At 37.7% G+C, this 12,161-nt stretch carries 12 protein-coding genes and 1 pseudogene; 1 reads left to right on the forward strand and 12 read right to left on the reverse strand.

Annotated elements, in window-relative coordinates; translation table 11 throughout:
- The 3 genes and pseudogenes from AC0NJG_RS26265 to nuoA form a co-directional block, all read right to left on the reverse strand.
- Positions 1-376 (reverse strand): annotated as a pseudogene (locus tag AC0NJG_RS26265) (NADH-quinone oxidoreductase subunit C); the annotation flags it as partial.
- Positions 373-891, reverse strand: a complete 519-nt coding sequence (gene nuoB / locus AC0NJG_RS26270) for an NADH-quinone oxidoreductase subunit NuoB (protein ID WP_087955171.1) — start codon at positions 889-891, stop codon at positions 373-375. The pseudogene AC0NJG_RS26265 and the gene nuoB, both read right to left, overlap by 4 nt.
- Positions 882-1,250: an NADH-quinone oxidoreductase subunit NuoA gene (gene nuoA, locus AC0NJG_RS26275; protein ID WP_016718997.1), complete on the reverse strand. Its 369-nt coding sequence runs from the start codon at positions 1,248-1,250 to the stop codon at positions 882-884. The genes nuoB and nuoA overlap by 10 nt, the downstream gene beginning before the upstream one ends.
- A gap of 268 nt (positions 1,251-1,518) precedes the next feature.
- On the opposite strand from nuoA, the gene AC0NJG_RS26280 reads away from it, so the two are divergent.
- Positions 1,519-4,248, forward strand: coding sequence for a putative bifunctional diguanylate cyclase/phosphodiesterase (locus AC0NJG_RS26280; protein ID WP_087955172.1), 2,730 nt, complete (start codon positions 1,519-1,521; stop codon positions 4,246-4,248).
- Between the two features lie 74 nt (positions 4,249-4,322).
- Here AC0NJG_RS26280 and AC0NJG_RS26285 read toward each other — a convergent pair whose 3' ends face one another.
- The 9 genes from AC0NJG_RS26285 to atpE form a co-directional block, all read right to left on the reverse strand.
- Positions 4,323-4,976 (reverse strand): DUF975 family protein, encoded by a 654-nt coding sequence (locus tag AC0NJG_RS26285; protein ID WP_087955173.1) that lies wholly within the window; start codon positions 4,974-4,976, stop codon positions 4,323-4,325.
- Between the two features lie 49 nt (positions 4,977-5,025).
- Positions 5,026-5,820 carry a DUF975 family protein gene (locus AC0NJG_RS26290; protein WP_000578817.1) on the reverse strand — a complete coding sequence of 265 codons (795 nt, stop codon included), beginning with the start codon at positions 5,818-5,820 and terminating at the stop codon, positions 5,026-5,028.
- Positions 5,821-5,950: 130 nt separating this feature from the next.
- Complete coding sequence (gene atpC, locus AC0NJG_RS26295) at positions 5,951-6,352, reverse strand: F0F1 ATP synthase subunit epsilon (RefSeq protein ID WP_000847211.1); 402 nt, start codon at positions 6,350-6,352, stop codon at positions 5,951-5,953.
- A 20-nt stretch (positions 6,353-6,372) separates the two neighbouring features.
- A complete protein-coding gene (gene atpD / locus AC0NJG_RS26300) occupies positions 6,373-7,782 on the reverse strand; it encodes a F0F1 ATP synthase subunit beta (protein ID WP_001032602.1) in 1,410 nt (469 codons plus the stop codon).
- Between the two features lie 364 nt (positions 7,783-8,146).
- Entirely contained in the window at positions 8,147-9,007 is an 861-nt protein-coding gene (atpG, locus tag AC0NJG_RS26305) for a F0F1 ATP synthase subunit gamma (protein WP_000157696.1), read from the reverse strand.
- A 223-nt stretch (positions 9,008-9,230) separates the two neighbouring features.
- Positions 9,231-10,739 (reverse strand): F0F1 ATP synthase subunit alpha, encoded by a 1,509-nt coding sequence (atpA, locus tag AC0NJG_RS26310; protein WP_000027518.1) that lies wholly within the window; start codon positions 10,737-10,739, stop codon positions 9,231-9,233.
- Positions 10,740-10,750: 11 nt separating this feature from the next.
- Positions 10,751-11,293 carry a F0F1 ATP synthase subunit delta gene (gene atpH, locus AC0NJG_RS26315; protein WP_000064683.1) on the reverse strand — a complete coding sequence of 181 codons (543 nt, stop codon included), beginning with the start codon at positions 11,291-11,293 and terminating at the stop codon, positions 10,751-10,753.
- Positions 11,290-11,796 (reverse strand): F0F1 ATP synthase subunit B, encoded by a 507-nt coding sequence (atpF, locus tag AC0NJG_RS26320; protein ID WP_001142617.1) that lies wholly within the window; start codon positions 11,794-11,796, stop codon positions 11,290-11,292. Before atpF ends, atpH begins: the two co-directional genes overlap by 4 nt.
- Positions 11,797-11,925: 129 nt before the next feature.
- Entirely contained in the window at positions 11,926-12,144 is a 219-nt protein-coding gene (gene atpE, locus AC0NJG_RS26325) for a F0F1 ATP synthase subunit C (RefSeq protein ID WP_000052064.1), read from the reverse strand.
- Positions 12,145-12,161 lie beyond the last annotated feature (17 nt).

Raw genomic sequence — 12,161 nt, forward strand, 5'->3', positions numbered from 1 at the left:
CCTTTTCTTCTTCTGTTACTTCTTCCATTCCTTCTCTTTTTTGTTTTGCTAGCGCCGCCGCTTTCGCTTTTGCGGCTGCTGCTGCCTTCGCCTTTGCTTTGGCCTTTTCTTCTTCTGTTACTTCTTCCATTCCTTCTCTTTTTTGTTTTGCTAGCGCCGCCGCTTTCGCTTTTGCGGCTGCTGCTGCACGACGTTTCGCTTCTTCCACAGTCATACCATTATTTTTTGGTAGCGCTTTCTCTTTTTCTTGATTTTCTTCCTCAAGTTTACTTATTTCCGCATCATGTTTCGCAACGAGACGCTTTCTCGCCTCTTCTTTCGCACGCCTAGCCGCTTCTCTTTTCAAATCCTCTAAATCTTTGTTTGGATCACTCATTTATTCGTCACCTGCTTCCCCGTCTTTGCCTCGTAACGAATTTTTTCTTTTAATTTATTAATTCCATAAATTAAAGCAGCGGGATTGGGTGGGCAACCAGGGATATACACGTCAACTGGTATAATTTGATCTACACCTTTTACAACAGCGTACGAATTTACGTATGGACCACCTGCTGTCGCACAAGATCCCATTGCAATAACCCATTTTGGTTCAGGCATTTGATCATATAAGCGCCGAACAATAGGAGCCATCTTCTTCGTTACCGTTCCCGACACAATCATAACGTCCGATTGCCTTGGTGAAGTCCGAAAAAATGACCCAAATCGATCTAAATCATAATGTGATGAACCTACTCCCATCATTTCAATTGCGCAACATGCCAGTCCAAATGTCATTGGCCATAAAGAATTACTTCGCGCCCATCCCTTTAACTGTTCCAATGTAGAAAAAAAGATATTTCGTTCTAATTCCGCTCGCTCATTTGGATGTAATTCCTCAAAATTTATAACCATTGTAACACCTTCTTTTTCCAAGCATACGCTAACCCAACTAGCAACATTACAACAAAAATGAACATTTCAATCAGTGCAAATAAACCGAGCTTGTCATATGCAACAGCCCATGGATATAAAAATAAAGTTTCTACATCAAAGATGACAAACAATAAAGCAAAAATATAATAACGAGCATGAAACCGAATATTTGCATCATGAAAAGGCTCAATCCCACTCTCATACGTCGTCGCTTTCGCTGCACTTGGTTTATTTGGGCGCAGCATCCGTCCTAATGTAAGAGCCACTACCGGAAGCAATATGCCTAATAGCAAGAAAATCAAAACAATCATATAACTATTTTCATATACACTTGCCATTGTGAAACCCTCCCCCCTAAATTAAGAACAAGTTCACTTAGTAAACAATATGTCCTAGTTGCAGTAATTATTATTTTTAAATTTTTCTAAATAATGCAACTATTTTAATCATTATAGCAAACTTCAAATTCCTATGTCGATATGTTGGGGACAGAAACGAGAATTATTAAAATCTATTTTTATAACTGGCCATACCTGTACAAAATAAGTATAGAAACTATAAAAAATAAAAAGAGGAATCTATATGTATATATTGTGGGTGAGATAAATGAAAAAACAAACACATGTAAGCATTCTTATAAGCATTCTATTGTTGTCTATAATGATTCATTACGTGACAATGCCTTTTCTATATGAATACTCATTTCCTTTTCAAATATTAATTGGTATGAGTACATTATTCATTGATATTATCGCTTGTAGTTATATACTTTATTTTTCAAACATGAAAGAAGGGTTACCTCGTTTATTTTGGACCATTTTATGTGTTGGAACCCTCTCTTATTTCATTGGTGATATCATCGTTGCCTATCAACGTTTAATTTTAAAGGACTACTATACATTCGTTGATCCGTCTGATTTTTTTTATCTACTTTTTTTAATTAGCTTTGCATTTGCCTTTCTATATGAAATCATTTATAACCGAGATTTATTAGAAAAGCTTTTTATGATATGTGATATTTGTATTATTGTTACAGCACAGTTCACTTTAAGTTACTACTTACTTATTGAACGAACCATTTACATTTCTTCAACATCCTATATCGACATATTTGTTCAACTTACCTATCCAATGACCGATTTACTCTTTTTTCTCATAGGAATTAACCTTTTATTCAAACCACTTTCCTTATTACCGAAAAAAGTCGGTGCGCTCCTTGGTAGTGCTTTAATTTTGTATGCGACTACAGATGCGATTTATGCTTATATTAAATACTTCACGCCCGAATATTCTATGTTTACAATTACTCCACTCTATCAAGTAACTTTAGTGCTAGTAGCAATCGCCTGTATTCTTCATACAAAAGAACCTGAAAAACAAGAACAAGTGCTATTAACACCTAAACTTGGGGAATCAATCAGATTATCGTTACCTTATATTTCTGTCATAATGCTTATTGTTTTCATATTAGTCGAATACGTTTTTGCGCCTATTGTAGTAATCGGGCTTATGATAACTTTCTCCTTCGTTCTCATTCGCCATAGTTTAGTTCGCAAGCAAAATAAAATATTATTATTAGCCCAAATGCAATTCAACTCAGAACTCGAAAAACAAATTGAACTGCGTACAGAAGATTTAGTAGAACAAAAAAATGAACTATATCATAACCAACAAATGTTTAAATCTTTATACGAGCATCATCCAGATCCCATTTTCACATTAGATTTATACGGTAATTTTCTTAAAGTGAATAACGCTGGTACGACTTTACTCGGTTATCAAACGAATGAATTATTAAATCAGCCTTACTATTCACTTACGTATGAAGAAGATTTGGAAGAAATCATTAATGCCTTTCATCGCGTAAAAAAGGGGAAATCTATTTCTTTAGAAATACGGGCATATCATAAAAATAGAGATATTTACTACTTGCATGTGACAGCTGTTCCTATCTTTTTAAAGGATCATATTTCTGGAGTTTATTTAATGATTAAAGATATTACGGAAAGCAAACAACAACAGGAACAAATTAATTTTCTAGCATATCATGATACGCTAACAGAGCTTGCAAATCGACGTGCATTTCATCAATATGTAGAACAAGCAATTGCGCGATCCAAAATATCAAAAATGCCTTTTGCTGTTATGTTTCTTGACCTAGATCGCTTTAAAGTTATTAACGATACCCTCGGTCACAGGGTAGGAGACCTTCTATTAATTGCAGTAGCAAAAAGACTCGAAAGTATAGCGACACCCAATATGAAGCTTGCCCGATTAGCTGGAGATGAGTTCACACTCCTTATCGAAAATTATAAAAAGAGGCCAGATGTAAAAAAAATAGCTGATACAATTGTAGCAGCCATGAACGAACCATTTGAAATTGAAAATCAACATTTACAAATCTCACCGAGCATTGGGATAGCAATATACCCTGAAGCAGGTGAAGATCCGTTATCAATTTTACAACATGCTGATATGGCCATGTACGAAGCAAAAAATAAAGGAAAAAATGGTAGCTCTCTGTACACGAAAGAATTGTATAAAAAAATGGAACGAAAAGCTCGAATTGAAAAAGATTTACCACTCGCTTTAGTAAACGAAGAATTTTATCTCGTCTATCAACCACAAATTGATATTACGAAGAAAAAGATCATTGGTGCCGAAGCATTGCTACGCTGGAAACACCCACTCCTAGGTGACATTCCGCCATGTGAGTTCATTCCAATTGTAGAGGAAACTCCCCAAGTCATTCCACTCGGTCATTGGGTATTAAATGAATCTTGTCGTCAGCTAAAAATATGGCATACTTTTGGCTACAAAGATTTAAAAATAAGTGTTAACTTATCAGCTAAAGAGTTCCAGCAAAATAATTTAATTGAGAAAATTTTACAAATAATAACAGACGTTAAAGTCGATCCAAAAGATGTAACACTTGAATTAACCGAACGAATTGCAATGATCGATGAAAAGGAAACGTTATCCAAGCTAAAACAATTAAAGGAATATGGTATTCAAACGTCCATTGATGACTTCGGAACCGGCTATTCTTCTCTTGCTTATTTATCCATTTTCCCTATTGATACATTAAAAGTACCGAGAGAATTTACACAACTGGCCGATCATCGCCCTGAAGAAAGGGCCATCGTTTCCACTATCCTTTCTCTTGCAAATACTTTAAACCTATCTGTCGTTGCTGAAGGAATTGAAACAGAAAAACAACTTAAGTTTCTACAAAAGAACAACTGTAAATATATGCAAGGTTACTATTTCAGTAAACCACTTACTAGTCATCAATTTATAAAATTTCTACAAAAAACACCCAGTATGAACCAATAGCTCATACTGGGTGTTTTTATCATGCTATTTGCGGACAGTAAAACGATTCATCGACGCAGGGTGTCCCGCTCACTTTACAATGTCGGAATTTTTTTCTCGTAATATTCCTCTGCAATCTCTTCATAAAAGGCTGCTGACGTCGTATAAAAATATGGAATTAGCCATAAGAATCCAATCCCCAGTGTAATACAACTTAATATAAACCAACCAATAAAGCTCAAACATAAAATGAAATACTCCATCTTATGCCCATCCATCATACGACGGCTTTCTGTAATCGCTTGATTTATGGAATACTCAGGGTGATCATTTATTATAAAGTACGTCATCGCATAAGAAAATGATTTAATAATGCCTGGGATAATGAACAGTAACGTCCATAAGAAAAGATAAAAATTTACTAATAAATATAATAAAAATGATTTTAAAAATCTCTTTCCCTCTGAAAACCAAATGAACACATTACCGATACTAGCTTGCTTTTCACGAAGGATATTTAAAGCAAGATAATATCCACCTAAAGTTAAAGGACCAGTAACAAAAAACGTCATGATATTTATTGAAATTGAATTTTTCGTTTCTTTCCAATCAAAAATTGAAGAAAATACCCACTCAATACTAAAACTAAAGGTCGTAAGAAGAATCGAAATCAGTAATGTTGCCCCGACAGCTAAGCCCCATTTCCCTTCTAATGAATCCAGCGCTTCTCCTTTTAAATCACTAATCATGTTTAGCCTCGCCTCCTATACACAATAATTCTATTAGTATAGCATACTCCTACTGCAATTCACCCTTTGAAATGTAGCGATAAAAATGCGCTGTCGTTGTACTCACATACGGACTAAGCCATAGAAAACCTATTCCAAGTGTAAAAATCGCTAAAATTGCCCAACCTATAAAGCTTAGCCATAAAAGAAATAGATCTAATTTGTGCCCCTTCATCAGATTCTTACTTTCTTTCATTGCCTGCGAAACACTATATTCTGGTTTTTCAACCATCACATAATATGTCATCGAATATGAAAAATACAAAATAGCCATTACAACAAACGAAATAGCTAATAAAACAAAGAAAACGATTATGAATGATGGGTTTGCACTCTCATCAAAGAATCCTAATATCCCACATACAATCGTTCCTAGCATTGGAACCCATGTACCTGTATATAACAAAATTGCAAGCATAGCCCACATTGTTTTCATCATTCTTTTAAAACCACGAAATCCTTCAAATAAATAATCTACTCTAGCATCTTCTCGTTTACTTATTTGTAGAAACAAATTTGTATAACCGTATGAGGTAATGCCATAAGCCGCATAACTTAAAATTATCATAAGGCAGTAAAAAAGCCCAAACGTAATAGCAGCTCCAATTGCCATCGTGTCTTCTTCAATGGAACCAGTTGAAATAGACAATAAAAGAACTATTATAACTACTGGAATTAATAGTATAAGCATTACAGCCATTGAAACGACATAACTTATAATATGATATAAAATCGTTGATCCAACACCTAGTCCCCATTTTCCTTTTAAAGATTGCAATGCTTCTCGTTTCATTTCACCAATCATTTATTCATCTCCTTTATAAATTGTTGTACATTTTCTACTTATACGAGCACTGATATAATTATACCATTTTTGTAAAATTATCCATAAAATCCATAAAAAAATCCGTAAAGGCAAAGCCTTTACGAATTTTTTATTTCATATCGGAAACGTTTAAACGGTTCACAGCACGTTGTAATGCCATTTCTGCACGTTTAAAGTCAACATGTGCTTGTTTATCTTGCAGACGTTGCTCCGCACGACGCTTCGCTTCATTTGCACGATGGATATCGATATGGTTTGCTTCTTCAGCAGATGATGATAATACAGTTACTTTATCTGGACGAACTTCGATAAAGCCACCACTTACTGCTACATAATCAGTGTGTCCACCATTTTTCAGACGAACTGCACTAATTTTTAATGGTGCAACAGTTGGAATGTGACCTGGTAAAATCCCCATTTCCCCACTCTCTGCTTTTACACTTACCATTTCTACTTCTTTTTCGTAAACCGGTCCATCAGGAGTTACAATACTGACTGGAAATGTCTTCATACTTCGTCCCTCCTAAGGCCTTACGCCATCATTTTCTTCGCGTTTTCAATAACTTCTTCAATGCTACCAACTAAGCGGAATGCATCTTCTGGAAGGTCATCATATTTTCCTTCTAGAATTTCTTTGAAACCACGAACTGTTTCTTTTACAGGTACGTAAGAACCTTTTTGACCTGTAAACTGCTCCGCTACGTGGAAGTTTTGAGATAAGAAGAATTGAATACGACGAGCACGATGTACAACTAACTTATCTTCTTCAGATAACTCATCCATACCTAAGATAGCGATGATATCTTGAAGCTCTTTGTAACGTTGTAAAGTTTGCTGTACTTGACGAGCCACTTCATAATGCTCTTCTCCTACGATTTCTGGAGAAAGTGCACGAGATGTAGATGCTAATGGATCTACGGCTGGGTAAATACCCATTTGTGTTAAACGACGCTCTAAGTTTGTTGTTGCATCTAAGTGAGCGAACGTTGTAGCTGGTGCTGGGTCAGTATAGTCATCGGCTGGTACATATACCGCTTGGATAGACGTGATAGACCCTTTATTTGTAGATGTAATACGCTCTTGTAATTGACCCATTTCTGTTGCAAGTGTTGGTTGGTAACCTACCGCAGATGGCATACGACCAAGAAGGGCAGATACTTCAGAACCTGCTTGCGTGAAACGGAAGATATTATCGATGAACAGAAGAACGTCTTGTCCTTGCTCATCACGGAAATGCTCAGCCATTGTTAAACCTGTTAACGCAACACGTTGACGTGCTCCAGGTGGCTCGTTCATTTGTCCGAATACCATCGCAGTTTTCTTAATTACGCCAGAATCGCTCATTTCGTGGTATAAGTCATTACCCTCACGAGTACGCTCACCTACACCAGCGAATACAGAGATACCACCGTGTTCTTGTGCGATGTTGTTGATTAATTCCTGAATTAATACTGTTTTACCTACACCGGCACCACCGAATAGACCGATCTTACCACCCTTAATGTAAGGAGCAAGTAAGTCTACTACTTTAATACCAGTTTCAAGAATTTCTACTTTAGTAGATAATTCTTCGAATGCAGGTGCTTGACGGTGAATTGGATCACGGCGTACATCCGCAGGAACCTCACCATCTAAGTCAATTGCATCACCTAATACGTTAAATACACGACCAAGTGTTGCATCACCAACTGGTACAGAGATTGCTTTACCAGTATCTTCTACTTCTGTGCCACGAACAAGTCCATCTGTGGAAGACATTGCAACTGTACGAACTGTGTCATCACCTAAATGAAGTGCAACTTCAAATGTTAAGTTAATGCTTGTTCCGTTTTCGTTGCTCTGTTTTACCGTAAGGGCGTTGTAGATTTCTGGTAGCTTTCCGCCATCAAACTTAACGTCTACAACCGGACCCATGATTTGCGTAACGCGCCCTTTATTCATCGGGTTCCCTCCTAGCTTTCTTTTAATTAGCCAACTTTCTACGAGCAGTTAGCTTTTAATTTTTTATTGGTTTATAAGCTTACGCGGCTCTTTTGAATGAGCCGCTTCCGCTTTTTATTGAATCTAGCTCCGGTGGCTAGAAGGGTCGGTCATTTCACCCCTTCCTACGAGGCAAAGAACGCCTCTTTGTCAGGAGTTCCAATGCCCTCCCCTTCTGGGCAAGCCACCTACGCTTTTTATTGAATCTAGTTCCAGCGGCTAGAACAGTCGGTCATTTCGCGCCTTCCTGCGAGGCAAACTACGCCTCTTCGTCAGGAGCTCCAATGCCCTTCTGTTCTGGACGAGCCGCTTCCACTTTTTATTACTACTCTAACGCTGCTGCTCCACCAACGATTTCCGTAATTTCTTGCGTAATCGCTGCCTGACGCGCACGGTTGAATGAAAGTGTAAGTGAATCGATAACTTCCATTGCGTTGTCTGTAGCACTCTTCATTGCTGTCATACGCGCTGCGTGCTCACTTGCTTTACCATCTAGTAATGCACCGTACACTAAGCTTTCTGCGTATTGTGGCAATAGTACTTTTAAAATTTCTTCTTCAGAAGGTTCGAATTCATAAGCTGTCGTCGGTTTATCAGACGCCACATCAGTAAGCGGTAAAATTTTATTTTCCGTTACTTCTTGTGAAATTTTACTTACGTAATGGTTGTAGTAAATATACAGCTCATCATAAGCACCATCTGCGAACATCGCAATTGCTCGAGAAGCAAGGTCTTTAATATCAGTGAATGATGGGTGATCAGATAATCCAACTACTTCATCAATAATGTTAAAGCCGCGACGTTTTAAATAATCACGTCCTAGTCGTCCAAGCACAATAATTGAATATTGGTTTGAATCCATATTATGACGTTCACGAATTACGTTACTTACTGTACGTAATACGTTACTGTTATAACCACCTGCTAGTCCGCGATCAGATGTAATAACGATGTATCCTGTACGCTTTACAGGACGCGCATTTAGCATTGGATGATTAATTCCTTTACTTCCTTGCGCAATGCTCGCTACTACTTCTTGAATCTTTTCCATATACGGAACGAAAGATTTAGCATTTTGCTCTGCACGGTTTAACTTAGATGCAGATACCATCTCCATCGCTTTCGTAATTTGACTCGTTTTCTTTGTCGAGTTAATCTTCGCTTTTATATCGCGTAAAGATGCCACAGGTTTTCACCACCTTTTTTCCGGAAGTTGGCACGATTAGTAAGAATCCTCTTCCTAATCTACGTTGCAAGATATTCTTGCTCATGATTGAAGGAAAAGAATAGGTGCACCTACTCTTTTCCTTTCACAACCGTCGGCAATCCCAAAGCCCGAGATGCCTTTATATATATTATCTAGCTCCGCCTCTTAGCCGATGGGGCTGAACAGTCGGCTTCACTTTTTATTATTCAGAAGCTACGAATACTTTTTTAAATCCATTAATTGCTGCTGCAAATTTATCGTCATCCGCAAGTTTCTTAGTTGTGCGGATTTCTTCTAATAAGTCAGTCGCATTAGAATCTAACCAAGCATGGAATTCTTCTTCGAAACGAGTGATATCTACTACTGGGATATCATCTAGGAATCCACGTGTTAAAGCGTAAAGAATGATAACTTGTTTCTCTACACGTAACGGTTTGTGTAATCCTTGTTTTAATACCTCAACAGTACGAGCACCACGGTTTAGTTTCGCTTGAGTTGCTTTATCTAAGTCAGAACCGAACTGAGCGAACGCTTCTAACTCACGGTAAGATGCAAGGTCAAGACGAAGTGTACCTGATACTTTACTCATTGCTTTAATCTGAGCAGATCCACCTACACGAGATACAGAAGTACCCGCATCGATCGCTGGACGTACGCCAGAGAAGAATAGGTCAGATTGTAAGAAGATTTGTCCATCCGTAATCGAGATTACGTTTGTTGGGATGTAAGCTGATACGTCCCCTGCTTGTGTTTCGATGAAAGGTAGTGCAGTTAAAGAACCGCCGCCTTTTGCATCACTTAATTTTGCTGCACGCTCTAATAAGCGAGAATGTAAGTAGAATACATCCCCTGGGTAAGCTTCACGACCTGGAGGACGACGTAATAGTAATGACAGCTCACGGTAAGCTGCTGCTTGTTTTGATAAGTCATCATATACTACTAATACGTGTTTACCATTGTACATGAACTCTTCACCCATTGTTACACCAGCGTAAGGAGCTAGGTATAATAATGGAGCTGGTTGAGAAGCAGATGCAGTTACAACGATTGTGTACTCTAATGCACCATGCTTACGTAGTGTTTCTACTACGTTACGTACAGTTGATTCTTTTTGTCCGATAGCTACGTAAATACAAATCATATCTTCATCTTTTTGGTTAATGATTGTATCTAGTGCAACTGCTGTTTTACCTGTTTGACGGTCACCGATGATTAACTCACGTTGACCACGGCCAATTGGTACAAGAGCGTCGATCGCTTTAATACCTGTTTGAAGTGGCTCATGAACAGATTTACGATCCATTACACCTGGTGCTGGACTTTCGATTGGACGAGTGTTTGTTGTATTGATTGGGCCTAAACCATCAACTGGTTGACCTAATGGGTTTACAACACGACCAATTAGTTCTTTTCCTACTGGTACTTGCATGATGCGACCAGTACGACGAACTTCGTCACCTTCACGGATTTCTGTGTAAGGTCCTAAAATGATAATACCTACGTTGTTTTCCTCTAAATTTTGTGCTAGTCCCATAACGCCGTTAGAGAACTCTACAAGTTCACCAGCCATAACGTTATCAAGACCATGAGCACGCGCGATACCGTCACCAACTTGGATAACTGTACCAACATCACTAACTTCGATTTCAGACTGATAGTTCTCGATTTGTTGCTTTATCAGTGCGCTAATTTCTTCAGCTCTGATGCTCATGTGCTTCACCCCTATCTATTCTTCATTAATTCACGCTGAATACGTGCTAATTTTCCTTGTAAACTTCCGTCATAAATGCGATTTCCAATACGTACTTTAATGCCGCCTAGTAAATCTTCATCTACAACATTTTTTACGCGAATTGCATCTTTTCCTGTTCTCTTTGCAAATGCTTCTGCAATGTTAAGCTTCTCTTCTTCTGATAGAAGACGAGTAGAATATACAGTTGCGTCCGCTACGTTACGTTCTTCATTAGCAAGAACAACATATTCATCTGCAATTTCAGGTAAGATATCAATGCGCTTGTTATCAATTAAAATATATAACGTATTTAAAATAGATTCAGAAACAGACCCGAATACGTTTGCAAGAAACGTCTTCTTTTGTTCCTTTGAAATGTTCGGTTGCGTTAAAAAGCTATGTAGTTCTCCGTTCTTTACATAAACGTTTTGTACAAGGCGTAATTCCTCTTCAAACATTTCTAATACGTGTTTTTCTTTAGCAATTTTAAAAAGAGCGACAGCATAACGTTTTGCTACAATCCCATTGCTCATCGCGCTTCTCCTACTTCTTTAATATAATCGCGAATTAACTTCACTTGATCTTCTTCTTTTAATTCTTTTTCAATTACTTTAGAAGCAATTTGAACAGATAAAGAAGCAACTTGTTCTTGTAAAGCAGCAATCGCTTGCTCTTTTTCGCGTTGAATTTCTTGTACAGCAGATGCTTTAATTGATTCTGCTTCTTCTTTCGCAGCAGCAACAATAGCATCCTTTTGATCTACAGCTTGTTTTTTCGCTCTTTCGATTAACTCTTGTGCTTCAACACGTGATTGTTTTAACATTTCACGTTGTTCTTCTACTAACTTCTTCGCTTCAGCGTTACTTCTTTCTGCAGCGTCGATTTCATTAGTAACATGCTCTTCACGTTCTTTCATAATCCCCATTAAAGGACCCCACGCGAATTTGCGTAGCATTACTAATAGAAGTAAGAAAATGAACAATGTATAAGCAATCGTTCCAAATGGAATGGCAGCCCCTAATAATAAAGTTGGCACAAGGATTCACTCCCTTCAAAATATCTAAATTGATCATATGAAAAAAAAAGACATACGTTTCGTTCATAAAGCAATGGCGAAGAAAGTTCGGAAAAACACTCTTCGCCATCTATGTAAGGGGAGTCTCCCTTATTTGTTCATTACGATGAATGCAATAACTACACCGATGATTGGAAGTGCCTCAACTAAAGCAACCCCGATGAACATAATTGTTTGAAGTGCGCCTTTTAATTCTGGTTGACGAGCAACACCTTCGATTGTACGTGATACGATAAGACCGTTACCAATACCTGCACCTAATGCTGATAAACCAATTGCAATTGCAGCTGCGATTACACCTAAACTCATTTAATTTGTCCTCCTTT

It is taken from the genome of Bacillus sp. SSR7 (assembly GCF_055902415.1).

Coding starts and splice junctions, on each gene's coding strand:
- nuoB (WP_087955171.1), bottom strand. CDS start 891: ATGGTTATAAATTTTGAGGAATTACATCCAAATGAGCGAGCGGAATTA.
- atpH (WP_000064683.1), bottom strand. CDS start 11,293: ATGAGCAATGGGATTGTAGCAAAACGTTATGCTGTCGCTCTTTTTAAA.
- atpA (WP_000027518.1), bottom strand. CDS start 10,739: ATGAGCATCAGAGCTGAAGAAATTAGCGCACTGATAAAGCAACAAATC.
- atpE (WP_000052064.1), bottom strand. CDS start 12,144: ATGAGTTTAGGTGTAATCGCAGCTGCAATTGCAATTGGTTTATCAGCA.
- AC0NJG_RS26280 (WP_087955172.1), top strand. CDS start 1,519: ATGAAAAAACAAACACATGTAAGCATTCTTATAAGCATTCTATTGTTG.
- atpD (WP_001032602.1), bottom strand. CDS start 7,782: ATGAATAAAGGGCGCGTTACGCAAATCATGGGTCCGGTTGTAGACGTT.
- atpC (WP_000847211.1), bottom strand. CDS start 6,352: ATGAAGACATTTCCAGTCAGTATTGTAACTCCTGATGGACCGGTTTAC.
- nuoA (WP_016718997.1), bottom strand. CDS start 1,250: ATGGCAAGTGTATATGAAAATAGTTATATGATTGTTTTGATTTTCTTG.
- AC0NJG_RS26285 (WP_087955173.1), bottom strand. CDS start 4,976: ATGATTAGTGATTTAAAAGGAGAAGCGCTGGATTCATTAGAAGGGAAA.
- AC0NJG_RS26290 (WP_000578817.1), bottom strand. CDS start 5,820: ATGATTGGTGAAATGAAACGAGAAGCATTGCAATCTTTAAAAGGAAAA.